Here is a 22,326-nt window from a genome sequence, read left to right as displayed (position 1 = left end):
TTATACAGTATTTCGATTGTCACGGATCGGACTGGTGGAATTCACCAGTTCCGGATAAGCTGCAACGCATGAATAGCACAACCTCAAAAATCAGCCGCGAGAAGTCCGTCTACTTCTCTGGTCACGAAACCTTTCCGCTGCGCCAAATGTGGCTCAAGAAGGCATTCGACCAAGCAACCGTTGGCGGGCTGATCCCTAAGAGTACCTTCACCGATGACTCCGCCATCGCAGCATTCGGTGTGGGTAAGAACATGGTTGCATCCATTCGGCATTGGGCCTTGGCATGTGGGATCATGACTGACGACGGGGACGCGTTCCGCGTAACAGACTTTGCCATGGACGCATTGTCAACGGATGGTCTTGATCCCTATGCAGAAAATCCTGCGACAGCGTGGTTCGTGCATTGGCAGCTAGCGGGCAAGTGCCACCGTTCCACCACGTGGTATTGGCTGTTCAACCATGTGACCGCCCCTACGTTCACGCGCCAAGAGCTCGAAGAGCCTTTGGCTCTTTATGCTCGCAGTCTTGATCCCAAGCACCGCCTTTCCGCAGCCACTATTTCGCGCGACTTGGAAACCTGCCTGCGCAGTTACGCTCCACGAGCTGCAAGCGGTTCTCCTGAAGATTTCGCCGAGCCTCTGCTTGGAGAGTTGGGGCTGCTCCAAGAGGTCCACAAGGGGCAATACGCATTCCGCCGGGGCCCTAAAGCTGCGCTCCACGACGGTATTTTTACTTATGCCCTAATCGATTTTTGGGACAAGACGGCCGCTAACCAAAGCTCGCTAGCCTTTGAAGCGATTGCCTATGCGGAAGGATCTCCTGGCCGCGTCTTCAAACTCGACGAGGAGTCGATCGCCCAACGGCTGATTTCTTTGGCCGATTTCACTGATGGCAAGCTCGCGTGGACCGACTCCGCGGGGCTTCGCCAAGTCCACAGAAAAGTCCTCACCGATGACGATCGAAATGAAATGGTCAGACGCGCTTATGGCTGATACAAAAGAGCCGGCGCTCTCGGACATCGTACAGCTTTCACACCAATACCAACGCTCAATCCGGGTTGACGCGGACATTGGCCGATCCGACGCATTGGAAGGCTACGTCTTCCATGCGACTGCATCGGCCGTGGTCGATGGAATGTGCAGGCAGCTTGCGGCCACCAATCAACGAAGCTTCACCTGGACTGGACCATTCGGCGGAGGCAAATCATCCCTAGCTGTGGCCTTAGCGAGTGCCGTGCATCCCGACAAGAGCCTTCGCGAGAAAGCTCGCTCCGCTCTAAGTTTGGACTCGAAGCCAGACTTTGACAGAGCCTTTCCTGTCCAAAGCGGCTGGCTCGTCATCCCGGTGGTCGGTCGACGCGGCAGCGTCCTCAAGGAATTGGACGTAGCCATCCGCAAAGCCCAGGGCAAGAGCTTTGACGGTCGAAACAAGATCAATGCACAGAGCGTCATTGCCGACCTTATTGCCGCAGCCAAAAATCGCCCGAACGATGGTGTCCTGGTATTCATCGATGAAATGGGCAAATTTCTTGAGGCCTCGGCCCTAGGCGCGGGCGACGATGTCTATTTCTTTCAAGAGCTTGCCGAAGCATCAGCACGCTCTGAAGGTCGGCTGGTTGTGATTGGAGTGCTGCATCAATCATTCGCGCAGTATGCCAACCGTCTCGGAATCAACACGCGTGACGATTGGGCTAAGGTCCAAGGCCGTTATTTGGACCTTCCCTTCGTTGCTGCAAGCGACGAAGTTGTCGAGCTCATCGGCAGTGCGATTGAAGCCAACCAGCGTCCAGATTGGATACGGGAGGCTTCAAAATCTGTCGCCGATGCCATCAGATCGCGCCGCCCCGCGATCGGCAGTGATTTCGCTGCTGCCTTAGAGCGCTGCTGGCCGCTGCACCCGGCCATGGCAGCCTTGCTGGGCCCAATTTCCAAGCGGCAATTCGGTCAAAATGAGCGGAGTACCTTCGGTTTCCTCTCGTCGGTCGAGCCCTATGGCTTCCGTGCTTATCTTCAATCGATGCCGTTGGCTCAATCGACTTGGTATCGCCCTAGTGACTATTGGGACTATTTGCGCGCGAACCTAGAGCCCGCAATTCTGGCTTCTTCCGATGGGCATCGCTGGTCCCAAGCGGTCGAAGCCGTGGAGCGCGCCGAGGCTAAGTCTGGCGACCCTCTTTTGGTAGCGATGATCAAAAACATCGCCGTCATCGATCTGTTCCGCAACGGTTCGGGGTTGTCCGCCGATCTGCCCGTCTTGTCGACGCTATTCCACAATGTGCCGCAGGAGCAGATTGAAGAGGCCCTTAAGAAGCTCGCATTGCTCAAAGTGGCCTTGTTTAAGAGCTACACCGGAGCTTGGTCCGTCTTTGAAGGAAGCGATTTCGACATTGATGCGGCTATTGCCCAAGCTCTTTCCGCGTCTCCCGGTATCGACTACGCCAAGCTATCTCAGCTCATGGGTATGCGTCCTGTAGTAGCCAAGCGGCACTACCATGAAACGGGATCCATGCGTTGGATGGAGCTCTCGCTGCGTAGCATCGAGCAGGCGGAGAAAATCGCCAGAACCTACTCTCCCCAACGGGGCGAATTCGGCCAGTTCATCCTTGCGCTTCCTAGTCGCGACATGACCCTTCGAGAGGCCTGGGAGCGGGCCCACGCCTGTGCTTACGAAGAGCCTTGGCCGGTGCTAGTGGGCATCCCGGATAACCATGCTCGTATTGCTGAGCTAGCGGCCGAATTGGTCGCCTTGGAACAGGTAAAAGAGCGCCACGAGCTTGGAGGCGACCCGGTAGCCCGCCGTGAGGTCTTTGCCCGTTTGGCCGCCACGCGATCCAATCTCGAAGACCAACTGCAGGCCGCTGTTTCACTTTGTAAATGGTACGATGGAGGCGACCAGCTCATCGAGCCCGGAACGAAGCTATCACCTAAAGCTTCGGACCTCGCCGACGATCTCTATAGGCATTGTCCTCGGGTGTGGAGCGAACTAGTCAATCGCGACAGTATTTCGAGTAACAGCGTCAAAGCCCGACGAGATCTACTGCACGCAATGCTCAATGCCGAAGGCCAAGAGCGTTTGGGTATGGAAGGTTTTCCTGCCGAACGCGGTCTTTTCGAAACGCTGCTTGTCGCATCGGATCTTTACCGCCAGGTGGGAGAGACTTGGCGCTTCTGCGAGCCGTCCGCCGCTTCGCCCGAAGGCTTCTCCGAAATCTGGAAGGTCACCCAAGAGCTCTTCTCCGATGCCAGTGCCCGCATAAGCGTGGACACGATCTACAACCGTTGGCGCATGCCTCCGTTCGGCATGAAGCAGGGCATCCTGCCCGTGTTCCTTACAGCATTTTTGCTGGCGCACAAAGCCAACATCGCCGCATACAAGGAAGGCATATTTATCCCCCGGCTCAGCGATGCGGATATCGACGAGTGCCTGCAAGATCCGGCTCGTTTTACGCTCCGCTGGATCGCTATTGATGAGGACAAGAGCCGAATTCTAGAAGGTATCTCCAGTCTCCTTGAGGAGGTTGGAGAGAAGGGTGGCGCCGATCCCCTAGAGGCGGCGCGTGGCCTGGTGGCGATGATCTTCAACCTGCCTGAGTGGGCTCGGCGTACACAGCGCTTGAGTGAAAAGGCCAAAGCGATTCGGGATATGCTGCTAAAAGCCAGCGACCCGCACAAAGTCCTGTTCGTAGACTTGCCTTCGCTACTGGAGGCAGCCGATGGCAAGGCCTACGTGACTGCTTTGCGCGCTCCGCTGCAAGAGATCGCAGCGGCCTACCCAAAGATGCTCGCCGAAGTTGAAACCAAGATGCTCGAAGCGCTCGATGCGACTTCCGCGGATTTGGCGTCGCTACGTGAAAGAGCGAAATCGGTGGTAGGTGTTTCAGGAAATTTTAGGCTCGATGCGTTCTCGACACGCCTGACTTCATACGACGGCAGTCGCCCGTTATTGGAGGGCATTCTGAGCTTGGCGGCAGATAAGCCCCCGCGTGACTGGGTTGACCGTCACATCGATGCAGCGCTCCTGGAGCTTATCCAGTTCGCACGACGCTTCCGCGAGGCAGAGGCTTTCGTCACAGTCAAAGGCCGTGAAGCACGGAGTGAAGCTATAGCCTTGGTCATTGGTGCCGGCGCGCATACCAAGACGATCTCTCGGTCTTTCGCGATTGCTGAGCGCCATCGTAAGACCGTAGAAGACAAGGCTGCTGAACTAGCCTCAATGTTGCAGGGCCAAGGGCTTGAAACCGATGTTTTGCTGGCAATTCTGGCCAAAACTGGCATGAGGCTGGCGACGGAAAAGGAGCAAGTGGATGGCTGAGCGACACGTCTTGGGTCTCTCCGGTGGTAAAGATAGCGCAGCTTTGGCTGTATGGATGCGCGACCATCATCCGGAGTTAGACATCGACTATTTTTTTACTGACACCGGTGAAGAGCTTCCCGAGGTCTATGAGTTTTTGGGAAAGCTCGAAGGTTACTTGGGAAAGCCGATCGAACGGCTCAATCCGCGTCGAGACTTCCGCTTTTGGCTTCGCGAATACAACCACTTTCTTCCGAGCCCTCAAACGCGCTGGTGCACGCGGCAGCTCAAACTGGCCCCGTTCGAGCAGTGGGTTAAGCCATGGTTGGCGGCTGGAGACACAGTTTTCTCCTATGTGGCCATCCGGGCGGATGAGGAGTACCGCGAAGGGTATGCGGCAAAAGCCGAAAATCTGATCGTGAGATTCCCCTTTCGTGGGGCCGGCATCGATAAAGCAGGCGTAGTCGACATCCTGGAGTCGTCTGGCGTTGGCTATCCAAAGTATTACGAGTGGCGTTCGCGCAGTGGTTGCACCTTCTGTTTCTTCCAGCAGAAGATCGAGTGGGTACGTCTCAAAGAGCAGCACCCTGAGGACTTCGAAAAAGCCAAGGCGCTAGAAAAGGACGCCTTGGAGCATGGGTCGCCTTTCACTTGGACGAAGGGCGAGTCACTTTGGGATTTGGAGAGGCCTGAGCGTATCGCCGAAATCAAGGCTGAGTACGAAGCCCGTCGCGCGCGCCTTCGTCGAAACATCCCCATCAATCCTTTGCGACCTGTGAAGGTCTGCCCCGAAGACATCGATGATGTCTACGGGGAGGACGAAGGTGGAGGCTCTTGTCTGATCTGTCACAAGTAGGACTCATCACCTGATGATTGCGGCCTCCAAGGCCGCGCTGAACTCGGCGCTTGTCTGAAACCGGTCTTGGCTACTGTGAAGTAGAGCCCGCTCCATGATTGGGAATAGCTCTGCGGGTCCACACCAGTCGGTGCCTCGGACGATACCGGTTGGATGACGACCGCAGGTGGCGTACCAGTACACAGATGCCAGCTGGAACACATCCGAAGTTTGGCCGATGGCGTCCGCGCAACCCAAGTTCTTGTTAAATGCCTCTGGTGAAATCCACTGCGGTCGCGGTAGGAACGGCAGTTACCTGCCGCCCCCCGCACAGATCCGTACGTGCGGAACTACCGCATACGGCTCCTGCCTCGGGTACCTGACGCGAAGCGATCCTCAGGGTATGGGTGTGCGTTCCTTGGGTGGGGTATGTAGTGGTTTGTGAGCAACCCGAAGCGAGACCATTGAAGTCGATTACGCTGGCTGCGACGTTTAAGGGCCTGCCGCCAAAGACAGCAGACCGCCGAACGAAAACCACCCAGACGTATCAGGTTTCCAGGCACCGCGTGATAATTGAAGTAACCCCTCACCACCCGAGTGAGCCATTGTCCTTGAACCCGAATGGGTTCATGACGTCGACGTTTCAGTTCATCTCGAATGGCCAGCAGCGTCGTCCGCATTCGCTTCTTGACCGTCAGCCGCAGTATTTGAAAGCCACCGTTTCTGTTGGAACTACAACAGTGTGTGAAGCCCAGAAAATCGAACGTCTCCGGCTTACCCAATCCGCGATCTCTACGATTTCTCGCCGCAAAACGACCAAACTCAACCAGTCGTGTTTTCGAAGCGTTGGGCGACAAACCGAACCGGGCCAGTCGTTCTCGTAATTGCTCCAAGAGTTTCTGAGCCTGCGATTTCAACCTGAATCCCACGACACTGTCATCCGCGTAGCGCACGACAATCACATCACCGCGAGCGTGGCGCTCGCGCCACTGCCTTGCCCATAAATCCAGCACGTAGTGAAGATAGATATTCGCCAGCAGCGGCGATATCACTGCGCCTTGGGGCGTGCCCTTGGTCGCAGCCACCCTACGGCCATCCTCCATGACGCCTGCTTTAAGCCACTTGCAGATAAGCCCGAGCAAGCGCTGGTCTGCAATCCGGTGCCCCAGAAACATCAGCATCCATTCATGGTCGATCTCATCAAAGAACGACGTGATACCAAGGAAGAAAAGGAAAGGGGATATCATGTTTAGGCATGAGTGTCGCTTGGCGGGCGTCTGTCAGGTCGGCGCTGATTACAGCATGACCGGGATTGCTTGGCGGGCTTGCATCGATATGAGCGCCACGCGCGAAGACACACGTTAGATCGGCGACGACTCACTCCCCGGACGGTAATGGGATCAAGATACCTGCTAGGTATCGCCAGCGACCTTAAAAATATTGGACGGCTAGCCGGTGCCTGGTAAAAGTTTTCAACATAAGAATAATGATTTGAAAGGCCTCGCGATGCTACCGTCATACCTGTCATCGATCGCTTTTGCTGGGCTTGTAAGGTGGAATTATCCGGGCCGTTCGATAGGCGTAAGCGGGACATAATAAGAGGCAACACGATGAGCCATAGAGAATCGGCGTTCTTGGCACAGCAAGCCTTGCGGCACCGCCTGCTGGATCAGCCGACACGCATGAGCCACTCCCGAGCCAGAGATCTCGCAGCGCATTTGCTGCTGCTCATCGACAACAGCCGTGCGGCATGGCAGGAATGTGCAACCTGGCTTCGAATGGAGCTTGAGGTGGAACGGGTGGATGGTGGCTTCGCAAGCCCCCAGCAAACAACATATCTCCCGGGACAAGCGGAGAGCGTGTGTGAGTCCGGTGGGATCAGGACGATCAAAGGCCTTGAGGTGGACAATCACTCTCCGGCGGTGAAAAACATTTGGGGAGCAAGCAAGCCTGTGGTCTTCGCCTCCCTTGAGGCTGACACGCAGTTCGAGCCAAGGCTTCGAAGGGCCCTCATCTCCACCGGGATTGAATCCAAGATTGCCGTTTCTTTGAAGCAATCAGGACAAGGATTCGGTCTCCTATGCATAGATCGGGCGCAGAGACGTCATGCATCAGATTGGCGGCAGAACCAATATGATCTATTCGAGAGTGTGACTCGCGAAGTGATCTCACCCATCATGTACCAGATCCATATTTTGACTAGCGACACTGATACTTCGATACCTGCATTGTTTGAATCTGCATCGCTGTTGACCCCGGCAGAAATTGGGGTTGCCCGTTTAGCTGCAAACGGACTGAGCTACAAAGAGATTGCGAAGCGCAACGGCCGATCTTTCCATACTGTCGATCACCAATTGCGAAGCATCAGAAATAAACTGAATGTTTCCAGTCATGCGAAGCTGGTAACGCTGCTAAATGGAATGACTGAGCACGAACTGCACGGTTGGGCGGTGGAGTAACACTCCACCGCCAGCGTCTCTAGAATACCAATTTATCGTTGAAGGGGACTCCGTTCTCCTCACAATAGCGAATGTACATGTCCATAAAACCGAAAACGTCCTGGGTTTCGGTCAGCTTGTCTTCCTCGTCATAGAACTCCAGCGAGCCTTGTACAAAAAACAAAGCCTTGGTGCCAGTGTCGCTGGTAAGCGTGTGTATAACACCGGGATTTTCCTGAACGAAATCACCCGCCTGAGCAACCCAATCATATTCTTCGTATCGCCAGGATCCTTCCAGGGTGTAGGCAGTGACCGGGCCGCGATGGCGGTGACGGCCCAGTCCGCTTGGCTTTTTGGCCCAAAGAATCGTGACATACAACGAATTCCGTACATCGAAACGCAACGGCTTTAGCCAGACATCGCCAACCCATGGATGGAAAACTGATTCCGTTTCGTTCAGATAAAGGTCGGCGATTCCGAATTGGTCGTGGCGTCCTAGAACGCGTTTGTCATCCTCGCTCATGGCGCTGTTCGGCCGCGGCTGAATATTGGTAAGCATTTGATGATCCTCAGGCTGTTGTTGAATTTATATAGCCGGCTTGCGGCACACCGATGCTCGCAATATGGAGGCTGCATCGGCTATAGCGAATAATCGCGATGCGGTTGTGACAACGGGGCACTACCTTCGAGCGGTAGGAGATCGAGTGGTCTCCCCAACCCCACAAAAAGAAGAGAGCCTGTCATGACATTCAAAGAGGGTTTGTTCGATGGCAAAACTGCCATCGTCACCGGCGGTACATCGGGAATAGGCGAGGCGGTAGCGCACCATCTCGCACGCTTGGGAGCCGTTGTCTACGCCGTGGGTTTGGGCGCCGAAGTAGCAGCAAAACGTGCGCCGCAAAATGTGCGAACAATGGAGCTTGATGTGCTGAATGGGGACGCCCTCGCAGCGCTGTTTCAGGGCCTGGATAAGCTGGACATTCTCGTTCCCGCTGCTGGAGTGAGCATCGCAGGGCGTGAGCACGATGCTGACGCCTTCGCGAAAGTCATACAGATTAATCTGCTGGCCGTGATGGACTGCTGCCGGCTCGCTCGCGAGCTCCTAAAACGCCAGGGCGGCAGCATCGTAAATATCGCTTCGATGTACAGCACATTTGGCTCTTCTGACCGCCCTGCATATTCCGCCAGTAAAGGTGCCGTGGTTCAGCTCACTAAGTCCCTAGCTCAGGCATACGCTTCGGAGGGCATCAGGGTAAACGCCGTTGCACCAGGGTGGATTGACACGCCACTTTTAGCCCCTTTGAAAGCGAGCACAGTCATAGCCAATCAGATCCTCGGAAGGACACCAGCAGCGCGCTTCGGTCGGCCAGACGAAATCGCCAATGCGGTTGCATTCCTTTGCAGCGATGCCGCCAGCTTCATTACAGCCGCAACGCTGCCGGTGGACGGTGGGTACCTTTCAGTTTGAACTCTATAACTCTTAAGGGCTAAGAAATGAAACAGCTCAAGAAACCACTCGAAACTTTTCAGCAATTCGATACCCTGACCGATCTGCCTCCGCGCGTTTTCTTTGCGGCCCACCGCTACATCCAAGGCCCAGGCGAGCTGGGGCGGTTGGGTTACTACTTAGGCTTTATTGGCAGCACCAAGCCTGGAGTACTCATCCCCTCGGACTTGCCTGCGTCCATTGGCGAAACCGTCTCCGCAGGCCTAGTTCAGCATGAGGTATTTTTCCGCGCCTTCTCCGGAGAATGCTGCTACGCCGCCGTCGCCACGCACGTCGAAGCCTGGAGCAAAGAAAGTGTGGACTCGGTGATCGTCGTTGGCGGCGGCAAGGCGATCGATACCGCAAAATGCGTAGCAAGCCGCCTAGGCGTGCCCTTGGTCGTCTGCCCGACGCTGGCCTCTTCGGATGCCCCATGCTCTGCTGCGGCTGTGGTCTACACCGAAGCTGGCGAATTTGAAGTAGTAGAGTATTTCCCGAGCAATCCCGATGTTGTCGTGATGGACACCCAGGTAGTGGTCAATGCTCCGGTCCGCTTCTTCACTGCTGGGATCGCCGACGCTTTGGCGACAGGCTATGAAGCTAAGGCGACCAGTACAAATCAGCGTGGCAGGTCGATGCTCGGGGCTCGTGTGACGTTGGCTGCGCAGTTGCTGTCCGCCCAGTGCTCGGCGACCATTCACGAGCTTGCCGAGCGCGCCACGAACGATGTGCGTGAACGCAAATTAACTCCCGCCGTTGAGGACGTGATTGAAGCTAATACGCTGCTCAGTGGTACTGGATTTGAGAGCGGCGGCTTGGCAGGCGCTCACGGCGTGGCTACGGCATTGACGTCTATCCATGCTGTTGAAAAGAAATTTCTTCACGGCGAGATGGTCGCGGTAGGTCTGTTGACCCAACTCATGCTGGAGAACGATCAGCAGGAATTCATCAAGGTTAAAACGCTTCTGTTCAAGCTTGGTCTTCCAACTAGCTTTAGAGCGCTGGGGATCGACTGGGAGATGGAAAGCATAGACAGCCTTATCAATATAGCGCTGGGGCTGCCGTTTCTACACAACGTGCCCTTTGAGGTCAACGCTCAGAATCTCAGGGCCGCAATTGAACAGGTGGACGCCGTCGCCTGACGTGAACTCCAGCCTATACGCCCCGTTGTCCCCAAAAACCGAAGCCCCACCGGGGGCTTCGCGTGGAAAACAATAATGAATAAAAATAAGAAGTCCTATATTCGCTACACCGTACTGGGCAGCCTTCTACCGTTGATTTGCAACCAGGCCGCAGCAGACGTCAAGCCTGATCCTGGAGATTATACCGCCTTGCCTGCGGGCACCGACTTAATGGTGTTCTACCAGCAGCATGCGTCAGCGGATAACGCCTATTCCCGTGGTAGCAAGACTACGGACAAGCTGGATTTGACGCTTGATGTCAGCATCTTGCGCTACGTGCACTTCATGCAGTTTTTCAATACCGATTATGTTTGGAACCCTCAGATCGTCCTTCCAATGGGACGGCAGCGCACCGGCCTCGCGAACTCCAGCGTAACTGGCATCGGTGACGTCATCGTAGGTGGTACGCTTTATACGATTGCCGATCGCACTAACCATGAGTATCTCGGCTGGTCGGCCTTCTTCACTGCACCTACGGGCGGCCATGAGGATGACGGTTTCGCACTAAGCAATAATCGGTGGGCTGCCGATTTCCAGTTGGCCTACTCTCGGCGCCTGGCACCGAATGTTGCGGTTGATCTCATCGCGGAGACTGAGCGCTACACTCGAAAGGAGGGAAGTGATATGGACACTGATCCCCTCTATCAAGGTCACGTGCATCTACGTTGGCTTTACTCACCTGGCAGTGAGGTCGCGCTTACGTACCGCAAAGCTTGGGGTGCTGATCAGACTGGAGAGGGGATCGACATCGGTTCACGTAACGACACGACAATAGGACTCACTTGGGCACGATTCTTCACAAAACAGGTTCAAGGACAAATTCAATATTTTCATGACATCAACATAGATGAAGGGCCGAAGCTCTCAAGCGTTCAGTTAAGAGTTCTTTACGCATATTAATCTGGGCAGCATCAGCCCAGCCACTCTCGTCCGGGCTGGATGCTCTGCCACCTAAGATTTGCCTCCTGATGCGAACCTGAAATCCACGACACTGATGCCTCGTCCTCATGCACATCAAGATCATTGCGCTCTGTCATTACCCAGAGACGTAACTGTTGTGAAAATCCGCTTTGAACACACCTGGCACACGCGCCTATTTCAACACCCTGATCAACGCACCGAAATTTTCCAATGACCCCGTTGGACACCGCCAGAAAAAGCGGTGGCAGCTCATCGCTGGAGACATTTACAAAAGCACTTCCATCGAAGCCCTGCTGGAGGCGAGGGGAAAAGCTGAAGGCTACATCCATGGCGTGGTCGATGCCGGGCACCTTTCAACAAAGGATACCGACCGCGACTATTTGGTCTTGTGCGTGGTTCAGAGACGCCGTGATTTTTTGAAGGCTTTCCCTGACGGGAGCGATACGGGATTGGGCTTTGAAGGGTTTGGGATAAGAGGTGCGCTTGCGCATGGTGATCCTTGCGATAAGGGCGATGGTGTCCACGTATTTTTAGGTGGACACCATCGCCCTTAATGCTGGGATTCTGAAGGTGTGTTTGCTGGCCGCTTATTCCTTGATTTCAATATTGTTGTCAGCGCGAATGGCGGCCACCGCGGATTCAATGTCGTGGTCGGACAGGAAAGGAGCTTGAGCGAAGACCAACCCCTGCTCGCCATTGAGCTTGGCAGCCAGATGGCCACGGCCTAACAGTAACTCGGCTCCTGGCCTGTCGAGCGCAATCTTGGAGGTGGCCTCGCTGGAGACCTTCAAAATCAAACGATTACCCAAGTTCTCGCGAAGCTGCATTGGCATCACATCCTTATCGGGGCGTTGCGCCGCGAAGATCAGGTGGATGCCGGCAGCACGGGCTTTCACGCCCAGCCGCTGAACCGCCGCGCCGACCGCCGCCTTGTAGGCATCATCGAGCATCCAGTCGGCGAACTCGTCGTGGACCAGGAAGACCATCGGCAGCCGCTCTTCGGCGGAAACCTTTGAGTTGTAGGTTGGCAAGTCGCGGGCCCTGGCCTTGGCGAAGGCGCGGTAGCGATCCTCCATCTCTTGCACTAGAGCCTCGAGAACCTCGGCGGCCTTTTCCTTGGTGGTGACTATCTCGTCGCGCATATGCGGCAAGTCGCCCAATGGTGCGTAGTCCACGCCCATCTTCGGATCGATCAAGATGATTTGGGCGAGCTCTTTAGGGTTGGTCGCGGAGATATCCAACAGCAGTGCCTGGATCAAAACTGACTTACCACTGCCCGTGGCTCCCGCTACTAACGAGTGCGGCTCATGCGAAGAAAGCCTACCGAACTCCGACCCCAAGTTCAGATACAGCAGCGCGCCGTTAATCTCCTGAAGCCCTAGAAGGAATGAGGTGTTGATGCCCGCGACGTTTCTATTCAGCTCTCGACGCGCCCAAAGCTCCCAGAGCGACACAGCCTGCCTCTTTGCGCCAGCAACCGTCACTACGATCTCACCAGGCTTGGGCTGGACAGTGACGAGGTTGATAGCATGCGTAGTCAAAAGCTGTGTACGCTTGTTCTCAATATCCTCGACGCGAAGTCGATCAGAGCCCGCCAAGCGGATCAGGCAACCATTGGGAGTCAAGCGCGTGCCCAGGATTGCCGCCTGCAGGCCGTAGCTGTTGAGTGCAGCTTTGAGCTTTTTGGTGACATCTTGGGCCCATTCTTCCCTCTCTGCATCGGCTTGCTCATTGCCAGCAAACTTCGACGCGACTAGTTCGGAGAGCGCAGGTCCGAGGTTGGTGTTCGTGGCGGTGACTTGGTTAGCGGCTGAAGCGGCAATAGCTGCGGAGGCTTGGGCGGGCTCTTCTGTCAGATCCGAAGGTGCGGCCGTCAGGCTGTTCAGCGCAGTTATCGAGCCATCACTATCCGAAGCTTCCTCATCAAGGGAGTCGGACTGGCCACCCGAGAGCAGACCCATCGTGGCCAACCATGGCACTCGCGAGGCGGGCTTCTTGAAGCAGTGCCCGACCCAAGGCTGTTGGGCCCCAAGACCTGCTCGAGCTGCGTGCCCGCCGGAGCCTTTAGCGTAGGCTTCGGCGAGTTTTCGCAGGTCAGGCCGATCGAAAACTTCTTGCCAAGCTTCCACGCCTTCAGAGTCATCAAGCAGCTCTTGATCAGATGCCGAGACCGAGCCGGCATCCGAGGTGTGGACATAGACATGCGAGTAGCCACGCAGCGAGATCTCCACCTCGCCCTCACGCAGCTTGGCGCGTGCGCGCTCCATTAAGCCAGTCAACCCGGGTGGGACGTCTGCATCGATCAGCAAATCGGCCAAGCGAGCCAACCAAACGTCCCGATCAAGGCGGCCGGGATCACCAAAAAGCGCCTCACGGAACATGCTCAGTGTTGCCAGGAGCTGGTCCTTGGAATCTCGGCGCGCCTTAGCCAGCCCATCGGCCCCGACATATTTCGACTCAACGATTGAAATGACGACGCGGACGGTTTCCTCGTGCTCTTCGACGTTGAGCGCCAAAATGTCTGCGATGCGGCTCTCCGGTTGTGAAAGCCAGCTCGCGTAATCGTCGAGCAGGAAATAGGCGGTCAAGGTTTGTCCGCCCACAGCTGCGGACTTGAACTCCTCCGCGAGTAAGTGTCGGCTAAGTACCAGGCCAATCAACTCTCCAGCAGAAACACCTCGCTTGGCTGCACGCAGCACAATATCGCCGGAGACCGAGAGCGCGTCGCGCTTCGCCTTGTCTGCAGCGGCCTGGAGTTCATCGGGTCCGATCTGGAGGTTCAACTCTTCCAAGCGCCTGCGGACCAGAACACCCAGTAGCCGGAGCTCGGAGGTTGAGCTCACGATCATATTGCGGCCGTTGGTCGAGCCTCGGCGGTAGCGCACCACTGTGATGTTGTTGTGTTGGAGCTGGCGCTTGTCGAGTAGCTCGTCGTAGGTGGCCACCCATTCGGCCAGCTCGTGGGCGTCCTTGATCATTCCTGCCAGCGCTGGATTTTGCAGGGAAATACGACGTGCCGGTAGGAATCGCTCTTCTGGTAGAGCGTCCGTCTGGCGGCAAACTGCGGCGACAGCCGATACATAGGTCCATCCTGATGCCGTTTGCCATGGGCAGGTTAGGAACGTGGTCGATTTCAGCTCGTTCTCGCCTGATACGCTCCTATAAGACCAGCGCGAAGGAGCGTGCTCAAAATTGGGCCGATCGTTGGTCCACGGCACGGGGAGCCACTCCGTCTGAGCTGCCCGTGCGACCACGTCATGCAGGAAGGCCACATCAAATGCCTTGAATCCTTGAGCACTCTCGCCGGGTGTAGCCGATAGGGGCGTCACAGAAATACGCAGCTTCGAGATGAAGTTGTCGCTGGTCTCGCTGACCACTGGCAAATCGGGATCGTCCCCGGCCTTGTTGACCAGCTCACCATAGACTCGCCGCAGCTTTCCTGGATCTGAGTGGCGTACCGAAACGCTGCATTGGAGCTTGCCATTTTCCTGGATAGAAGAGAGTTCGCGGACAGTGGCGAGCGGTAGATCGGCAGCATCGGCGTTGTAGAGTACGACGCTAAGATTGCTTGCCTCGTGGGGCTGTAACCCGACATAACGCTCCAAAAGCTCACGCGCCTGTTTGGCTGCAGCTGTAGGATCGACATCGGTCATCGCTTCCTCAGCACCGCGCGTGGGCGACTCCAATAGGCTGTAGCCGTTGACCGTGCTGCTCTCCGAAACCAGCGTCATAGCGCCGCCTCGATTGAGGACCGAGATCTCCGGATAAAACGGATGGGCGATCTCGTCGGATAGCTCGCGCATGAATATCTCGCGATCGCCATAGAGAATGCTGTCGCTGGACAGCAAGTGGGTGGCGAAACCGGCAACGCGTCGCGTCTTCACCGCAAGGGCTTTCATGCGTTCTGGATGCCACGGCGGGATGATAATTGCTGGGTTGTCGCCAGCAACGCGAACCGTGCCCACCGATAGTATTTCGGAGACCAGTCGTGAGCGACACACGTCACCACGAGCATGAGCCATGAGGGTGTTCAGCAGCCTGGCAAAAGACTCTGCCTGACGCATGACGGCATCGCCATTCAGCCCAGTTGCGACGAAATCTTCCATCGCCGCGATGTAGTCCTCCTCGAACTTATCCCAGGAGGCTTTTACCTCGTTTTGTTGATGCGGGGTCAGCCGGTCTTCCTCGGCGAGCTCCTTGATCCGAGTCTTGATTTCATGACGAAAACTCCGGAGCCTGTTGGCCGCTGGAACCAGTGAACCCGCGTCAGTCGAGTACGTCGCCTCCAACGTCCCGGTGTCGAGCAGCGAGACATTTTGTACACCACCCTTCTTGCTTACGAGCCGGCGGGGAACCTCTGTGCAACCTACTGCGCCTTTCTCCAAGAGACGTCGCATGTCGTCGACCATCGACAGACCGATCGACGTAGGCTTATAGCTCCAAAGGAGTTGCGTTTTCGCCAAGACAGTTTCTTTGTCCTTAGCAACCTGAATCAAAGCCACATCGAACTTGATCTGCAAGGCCTGGCGCGATAGCGACGAGTTTGGGCGGACCTTGCCCTTCTTATCGTTGCGGAGTTCCTTCTCTTTGGCAAAGAAGGCCTCATAGTCGAAAAGAGGATCGGGCAAATTCGCATTGCCCAAGCGCTCGACTTTCCACTCTACCTTGGAGCCCATGAGCTCCTTTAAGCCGCGATACATAGCCGAGAAGTAACTACCGGCGTCATAGTTAAATCGCTCACGCCATTCCTTGCGGCCCTTGGTCACGGTGAAGCGCAGGATTCGTTCACCTTGCGGGTCGCGAAGGCCAGCATGCAAGCTATTCACTACCCGGGCGAAGCCCTCGAAGAAGTCATTGCAGTCGATAGGCTTGCCATAAAGGGCCTTCTCCCAACGCGAGCAAAGTTTGGCGTCTTGCTCCAAGAGCCTTCGCTGCTTGATGAAAAACTCTTCGTCCTCCTCAGTGAAGTCGGATCGCCGCTCACGGCTCTTCAGGTCCTCCAGAAGCTTGCGCCCTTCGGTATCGAGCGAGTTCTCTTGGTCGCAATCATGGTCAAAGAAGCGGATCGTCGACTCTGCTAAGCCGAGTTGCTTTTCCTTTGGCTTATCGAAGGCCAGGTATACGCCATCGCTTTCCCACTCGAATTGGGCGAGGGCATTGGATGTCTCTTGATCTCCTGCAGGTGCGGCGGCGAAGGCATCGAGAGCTGTGCGGGCCCCTTCCGAAATTTCTGTGGCATTGGCTTCGATACGCTCGGAGATCTCGTCCGGATCGAGAGGCTGACCATTCTGGCGGAGCTTTTTGAGCAGCGGTGCGCGTTGAGCGAAAAGCTTGGTGAAAGCCTTATGCCACGGCTTGCGTGAGGCTGCGAAAGTCTTCGCATTCGAGAAGTAGGAGCTGTCCCTAGGGAGACCGGCGCAAGGCAAGGCGAAGCCAACGGCATCGCGGATGGGCAACCCACGGGTGGCGATAGCTTCGACGATGGCGGAGCAGAGCTCGCCAAGCTGTACTAGCGAAAGTTCCGAGGAGGCGAGCAGTCCGCCAAGAGCTGCCTGGAATACCGCTCGGTCGTCAGACACTGGCGCAATGCCGCCCGCTTGGAGCGTGGCGTCTACCCAAGGGGCAGGATCGGCCCTCATCTCCTTTGCACCGATAGCCATGACATGGCCCAAGGTATCGGCAAGGTTGTGCTCGTTGCCATTAGCCGTAAGGATTGCCGCCTTAGCGGTAGTGGCGTTGTTGCGGACGTAGCCAGCGTTATGCGGAATCAGGATGTCTGGCGGTAGGCCTTGGCCTTCCACCAAGGCCTCCGGGATCATGAGGTCCACTTGGGCGAGCAGATCCGGGTTAGCGAGGATAGCCCATGCTACCGCCGCGATTTGGTTGGCCGAAAGTTTGTCGAGCCTGAAGAGAGCCGCCAAATCGTTAGGCTGGCCAGGATTAGATATGCGTTGGGCGAGGATATTCGCGCCGACGCGCCCAATAATACGATCGGTCAGCATGCGGCCTCTCCCTGGAACGCGAATGGGTTTTCTACAAATGAGCAGGAATCGGAGAGTCTGCGAACCAGACCCAAACCGACGAGACGGGCTTCGAGGTTGTCTCGGTTCTCACTAAGCTCTTCTTGGTCGACTAGTTTGGCGTCGACCAAGCGCGCTCCTTCGGCATCGCCCAGCACCAGACCATATCTGCGCTTGGCTTCGGCAAGGAACTCGTCGAGCTGCATCCGATCGTCCACGATCGACACCACGATCGACTTGAGCAGCCGATCGTTAGGCGCGTAGCGAGTTCTCCGCGAAAGCCTGCGTGAACTAAGCCCAATCGCGCGCGACCATGAAGCATGAATCTTTCCAACATGCTGCTCATGCCGGGCCAGGGCGTTATCGGCCAACTTTGCGACCAATTCATCTGGACTCTTGTCCGTGTAGTCTTCATCGTCGCCACTATCGGCAGGCGGCCATTGGAAGCGCTCACGCATGAGCTTAACGCGCTCGGCCTCGGGGAACTCCGCCAACTCAGCGGCAACCCATTCTGAGTCCAACCGTATCGACTCGACGTGAGCTCTTACAGCCTTAGCCGGCAGTCCTTGATTGAATTGATAGCTGTCGCCAGAGAGCGCTCGTACCTTTGTACGCTCCTTGGATACGATTTCGCAGATGATCTCAACCGGATTGTCATCGCCAGCGACCCGCTTGGCTCGTTCTAGGAAGTAGAGCAGCATGTTCAGACCGGTGATCGTGATCAAGTGCTCCAAAGCGTCGTAGATCGGCATATCCTTGGCAAGGATTGACAGCCAGTCCTCACAGATTTGGTCAAAGCGCGCATTGCTTGTTTCGGGAAGATAACCTGATGGCCGTGGGTCGCTGGCATGCTGCGGCTTACCTTGCAAAGCCCTGGCCAGGCGATTCATCGGCGCCTCGTGATCGAACAGGCGCTTGGTAAGGATGTCGCCGAGCTCCGCTCCACGCTTAGCACGCGTGAGCATGAGATAGAGCAGCTCGCCTGTACGGGCGAAGAAACGGCGGTCGTTGTTCATATTTCCGCGTGAATCGATCGCCAAGTCCTCATAGAGGGCATCAGGACCGAAGGGAAATACGAACTTGGAACTCCAGCGCTTATTACTGCGAGATTCGAACGACGAGGAGCGCAGCAGCTCGATGGCCTTGGCGAAGTCTTCGAAGCTGGTGAACGAGCGGCGCAGGTAGGTCATGTCTCGATCATCCTTGCCCGTTGCCCCAAGATCAAAGCGCTCAAACCACTGTTTCCACCTCTCCTCATCTGACGCAGCGCTTTCTGCAATCGATTCAACGTAGGGGTTGTTGAACAGCAGCCCGCGCAAACGGATTTGCCGCTGCGGCTTGAAGATAACTGGACCGCCCAGCTCCTGATGCGGCCTGAGCGGCCGATCCAGGTTCGAGCCAAGGACGCCCAAAAACTCGAGAACAGTCAGATGCGGAAGCTGCTCGTCATAGAGACGATGTCCCCAAATATTCTCGTCAACACAAAAGTCGACGCTCTTGATCTCAGGCCTCTTGATGATCGCGCTCATTCTTGTGTCCTCACAATTACAGGGCGCGAAAAGCCGTGACCGCCTGGCTCAACAATATCAATGAAGTTGAGTGTCAGTGCGGAGGTCTCGCCGCCGACCTCGTCGTCATCGCCGGCCATGCCAGCCCTCCTGACGTTCTCAGCCTTGCGCAAGAGCTTGGTCTTGAAGGCCAGCAGGTCTTCAAGGCATTCGTTGGAGAAGCTGGCAGGCAAAGCGCCTTCGGCGATGCGCGAGAGAAACTCATGACGGATGGGGGTCAAGTCGAAGGTAACCGAACTTCCCGGGCCGGCAGCGAGCGAAATGTCGAGTCGAGGGCAACCCGTCTCCTCGACTAGTCTGATCGCCATGCCAACACCACCTTGCTTACGGGAGGGGGTCTCGTGATCACAAAGCACGCTCACCCGGCTTTGAGTGAAGCCCCCCGAGCTGGCGATAAAGATGCGGTCCACATTTTCAAGAAGAAGGCCAGTCAATACACGGTTGAGGCCCTTGGCGATACGTCCACGAACTATCTCGCTGACAGGCCTCTTCTCTTTAAGTGCATTGATGATTTCTAAGTATTCGCCAGCAAAGCGGAACGCGGTCATCGACCAATGCGGATAGCCGGCCTCCCCATCCGGAAGAGTGAAGAAAAGCCTGCGCCGCTGGTTTTCGAGCATCGAGAGAAACTCGGCCGACCCTCCTTCTAAGCGGGCGCCCTCATACCCCTCCAAATAGGCGTCTTGGGCTGTACTGAAGGCGATCGTGGCCCCGTAGATAGGATCGCTCGCGACCAGACGAGCGAAGTCAGCTTGCAGTCGCGAGTCATCCTTGCCATAAACTAGCAGTCCGTCAGCTGCATTGGTCGACTCATCGCCCACGCCAAAGCTGGACATCGCCTTGAAGATGGGGCGGTCAGAAGCCCTTCGCTTGGGCAGATTGGCCCCGAAGGCGTTGACATAGACACTGGCTTTACCGAGATCGCTGCTCTCCTGGATTTTCGCGACATCGGCACAGGTCATCAGGTTCTCCTTGGCCTGCTTGGCATCGGAGCAGCCGAGGATCATGTTCGAGCATAGCGCGAGCAAGTCGCGCATAGGGAGGTGTAGCCCATTGAGCCTCGCGATTTCAACCAAATCTCCCAAGCGGCGAGAGAGCTGGCCGCCATCCGACTCGCCCAAGAGTCTGCGGCGGTTTTCGTCGATGGGGCAGACTTTGCCGTCTGCCTTGAGTGCGCAGCGTTTGCAGTTGTCCCACTCCGGATGCCCTGCTACTACCTCAACCACCTCCTCTAGTGTCTTGCGGCTGGTGGAGTGGCTGAGATCGAACACTGCTAGGCGACCAGGCGCCGGGCCGGCCTGTAAGAAGCGTTCTTGAAGCGGCTTACGAAGTGGGTGGGTGCGATCTTGGCGCCTGCCCAAATCGCGGAGACGATCAAGAATCTGACCATGGTTTGCGGCAAGGATCACGATCTCGGAATTATCACCTTCTAGAACAGACCTTTCGAGCCGCTGCAACGGGAGATCGCTTTCCTCGCCATTGAACTCGGAAAGATCTTTGATGAAGAAAGCCAAACGCCCATCGGCTAGATGCAGCTCTTTCACATTGCCCTTGGTTGCCCAATCCTTGGGATCCCCGCCGATACGTTCCCATAAAGCACGGCAGTGGTACGTTTTACCATCCCCAGCAGTTCCGGCGATCAAGATAGACCCCGGGGCCTTGGATTCGATGTGCCGTACCATGTCCTCTAGCTGCGGCGCGGACAAGCTAATCGGCTTAACTCTTGCTCGCCCAAGCGCGCTCGAAACATACTCGTCGAACATCGTCAGGTTGTTCGATGTCGGACCGTAGCTACGCAAAAAACGAACCCAAGCGCTAGCTGGTGGAACCCCATCGCTTTCATCTTCTTGCGGTGTAGTGGTCATATCGCTTCCTAATGAAAATCATTTTCTACGCCAGCCTTCGGGCTTCTCTTTGTCAGAGTGTCGTAGTCAAGCCATCCCAGGTAGTCTCGGCGATCAGCGTATCTCGCTCATGCTTGTGGGTTTCTCTGTCGAGTGAAGCGAACAGTTGGGGCAATTGCCCGAACAGAGACTGATTGCCGATGGTGCTGTCATCGCTGAGAGGGCTGCAAAGATTGTTGAGCGTGGGCTGGCGTTATCCATATGCGGCGCTCCATGAGGCAGGCAGGGCAACTGAAGTCGGGAGACGAAGGCGTGGCCCGTATTATACCGGGTCAGGCCACGAAACGGGGCGTCAGAACCTGATGCGGACGGTTGCGCCAGAGGTTGAAGCCGTCGAGTAATCAGTCCAGTCAATGAACGGTCAGAATGATGGCTTCGTCGATGGTGTTTGGTGAAGTTTTGGAACGCTCGGCTTCGAGGCGCTTGAGCCAAAGGCAGAGGTTGTTGCGCTCTCAAATAGAGGATCTTGACTCTATTGTGGTGGTAATTCAGAAAAACGAAGCACGCAGGGTGGGACTCCGCGGCCGTGATGCTCATCTCGACCAGGGCGGCAAGGCGGACTAGGGGCTCCATCAGCTTGGGATAGAGGAGACCTTTTCGATACGGCGTCGGGGCGCATCATGTGTGCAGGCTTCAGAAAGAAATCGGAAGCGCAGCTTCGGAGATCAAGGGATTGCTTAGGTTGTGGTGTTCCTGGATAGGTGACTTCTTAACCATGATGATGGTGCCTCCGCAGATGAGGCGCAAGCCCAGGGCACTACCAGAGAAAGAATAAAGCGTTGAATTTAATTTGCTAACTTATTACGGATATGCGGAAGTTGCGCGGGCATATTGAGAAAGAATTATGACAGTGGCCAAGGCGAGTAGGTTTCTGTTTTTAGGGTTGATTAGTCCTTTGGGCGTTTTTGGTCCGGGGCAAACCAGCTGATTAAAATCGCAAAAAATAATATGGCCACCCTCTCCACGACTCAATTGTCGTGGAGAGGGTGGCCATTATGACGCTGGTAGCGGCTATCGTATTTCGCTCCGCAGCGTAGGCAAAGGTAATCGTTGCCTAAGAAATGAAAGCAATGGACGTCACGAGTGAAGTCGGTGGTGTCTTTTTTCGATATGCCAATCTCGGATAGTCCTTCCTGAATGAGTTATAGGGTACTCTCACAGTGGATCAGAGGGTGGTGTCTTCGCTTCGAAAGATGCGCGCTGAATTCGTTAAGTAAAGCTGTTCAACACTCCTAAGGTGCGTATCAGGGTTTCGGCTGTTTCTCTGGTCAATACTTCGAATGAGTTGCAGATCAAGCATCGTGTGATCATGCAGGGATAACTTTTGAGGTGCATTGGAGGTTTTGCGTCAGGACTTCACTTGGATTCCGATTCGGCTGAGCAGCCAGTTGAATAGAGCGAGAGTCAAAATCAGGATCAGCAGGACAGGCCAGAACCGTATGGCAAGTACCAATAGCGCGATGACGATAGTGCATCCGACCAGCATGCAGATGAACACGAAGAGAAGGACTAAAAATCGGATCAGGTTCATTCATGGGCTCCTTTTGTCAGATCCAGCCCAACTGAGCGAGAGATACATAGGGCGGCGGCAAAAACTGAGTGCAACACCTGACCTTTCCGGTACGGTGCTGCCCCTATGTCTTATACCGAACTCTGGGTTGAAGAGCGCGGCAGCATTCATGT

Annotated in this window: 14 protein-coding genes; 8 read left to right on the top strand and 6 right to left on the bottom strand. The window is 55.9% G+C overall.

The genetic code is table 11. The annotated features are described in order from the left end of the window. The first annotated feature begins 68 nt into the window (after positions 1-68). The 3 genes from YA0848_RS18950 to YA0848_RS18940 are packed head-to-tail and all read left to right on the top strand — an operon-like array spanning position 69 to position 5,146. Positions 69-992, top strand: coding sequence for a DUF4007 family protein (locus YA0848_RS18950; protein ID WP_198731394.1), 924 nt, complete (start codon positions 69-71; stop codon positions 990-992). Further along, on the top strand, positions 952-4,311 hold the full coding sequence (locus YA0848_RS36060; RefSeq protein ID WP_232925136.1) for an ATP-binding protein: 3,360 nt from the start codon (positions 952-954) through the stop codon (positions 4,309-4,311). Before YA0848_RS18950 ends, YA0848_RS36060 begins: the two co-directional genes overlap by 41 nt. Next, entirely contained in the window at positions 4,304-5,146 is an 843-nt protein-coding gene (locus YA0848_RS18940; RefSeq protein WP_198731393.1) for a phosphoadenosine phosphosulfate reductase domain-containing protein, read from the top strand. The genes YA0848_RS36060 and YA0848_RS18940 overlap by 8 nt, the downstream gene beginning before the upstream one ends. 329 nt (positions 5,147-5,475) lie before the next feature. On the opposite strand, the gene YA0848_RS18935 is transcribed toward YA0848_RS18940, so the two are convergent. After that, complete coding sequence (locus YA0848_RS18935; RefSeq protein ID WP_198731392.1) at positions 5,476-6,372, bottom strand: reverse transcriptase domain-containing protein; 897 nt, start codon at positions 6,370-6,372, stop codon at positions 5,476-5,478. Positions 6,373-6,735: 363 nt separating this feature from the next. On the opposite strand from YA0848_RS18935, the gene YA0848_RS18930 reads away from it, so the two are divergent. Further along, positions 6,736-7,584 carry a response regulator transcription factor gene (locus tag YA0848_RS18930; RefSeq protein ID WP_198731391.1) on the top strand — a complete coding sequence of 283 codons (849 nt, stop codon included), beginning with the start codon at positions 6,736-6,738 and terminating at the stop codon, positions 7,582-7,584. A 19-nt stretch (positions 7,585-7,603) separates the two neighbouring features. Here YA0848_RS18930 and YA0848_RS18925 read toward each other — a convergent pair whose 3' ends face one another. Further along, complete coding sequence (locus YA0848_RS18925) at positions 7,604-8,122, bottom strand: 2,4'-dihydroxyacetophenone dioxygenase family protein (RefSeq protein WP_198731390.1); 519 nt, start codon at positions 8,120-8,122, stop codon at positions 7,604-7,606. Between the two features lie 183 nt (positions 8,123-8,305). Between YA0848_RS18925 and YA0848_RS18920 the strand changes: the two genes are divergently transcribed. The 4 genes from YA0848_RS18920 to YA0848_RS18905 all read left to right on the top strand — a co-directional run bounded on the left by YA0848_RS18920 (position 8,306) and on the right by YA0848_RS18905 (position 11,705). Next, the gene (locus YA0848_RS18920) at positions 8,306-9,031 is read left to right on the top strand and encodes an SDR family NAD(P)-dependent oxidoreductase (RefSeq protein WP_104730308.1); all 726 of its coding nucleotides are present in this window, start codon (positions 8,306-8,308) and stop codon (positions 9,029-9,031) included. Positions 9,032-9,057: 26 nt separating this feature from the next. Further along, a complete protein-coding gene (locus tag YA0848_RS18915) occupies positions 9,058-10,191 on the top strand; it encodes a glycerol dehydrogenase (RefSeq protein WP_198731389.1) in 1,134 nt (377 codons plus the stop codon). Between the two features lie 75 nt (positions 10,192-10,266). Further along, the gene (locus tag YA0848_RS18910; RefSeq protein ID WP_198731388.1) at positions 10,267-11,130 is read left to right on the top strand and encodes a transporter; all 864 of its coding nucleotides are present in this window, start codon (positions 10,267-10,269) and stop codon (positions 11,128-11,130) included. Positions 11,131-11,300: 170 nt separating this feature from the next. Continuing rightward, a complete protein-coding gene (locus tag YA0848_RS18905) occupies positions 11,301-11,705 on the top strand; it encodes a hypothetical protein (RefSeq protein WP_198731387.1) in 405 nt (134 codons plus the stop codon). Between the two features lie 33 nt (positions 11,706-11,738). Here the strand turns inward: YA0848_RS18905 and YA0848_RS18900 are convergent, their stop codons facing one another. From YA0848_RS18900 to YA0848_RS18885, 4 genes are all read right to left on the bottom strand, one after another. Then, complete coding sequence (locus YA0848_RS18900; RefSeq protein ID WP_198731386.1) at positions 11,739-17,153, bottom strand: FtsK/SpoIIIE domain-containing protein; 5,415 nt, start codon at positions 17,151-17,153, stop codon at positions 11,739-11,741. Further along, positions 17,147-18,700 (bottom strand): hypothetical protein, encoded by a 1,554-nt coding sequence (locus tag YA0848_RS18895; RefSeq protein ID WP_198731385.1) that lies wholly within the window; start codon positions 18,698-18,700, stop codon positions 17,147-17,149. The genes YA0848_RS18900 and YA0848_RS18895 overlap by 7 nt, the downstream gene beginning before the upstream one ends. Further along, on the bottom strand, positions 18,697-20,604 hold the full coding sequence (locus YA0848_RS18890) for an AAA family ATPase (protein WP_232925135.1): 1,908 nt from the start codon (positions 20,602-20,604) through the stop codon (positions 18,697-18,699). Before YA0848_RS18890 ends, YA0848_RS18895 begins: the two co-directional genes overlap by 4 nt. Before the next feature lie 1,387 nt (positions 20,605-21,991). Next, entirely contained in the window at positions 21,992-22,174 is a 183-nt protein-coding gene (locus YA0848_RS18885) for a hypothetical protein (RefSeq protein WP_198731384.1), read from the bottom strand. Between the last annotated feature and the right edge of the window lie 152 nt (positions 22,175-22,326).

This window comes from Pseudomonas sp. S4_EA_1b, from assembly GCF_016307435.1.
Lineage (GTDB): Bacteria > Pseudomonadota > Gammaproteobacteria > Pseudomonadales > Pseudomonadaceae > Aquipseudomonas > Aquipseudomonas rhodesiae.
Note: the sequence above shows the minus strand (reverse complement) of the source record. Positions and strands in the feature narration are given on the sequence as shown.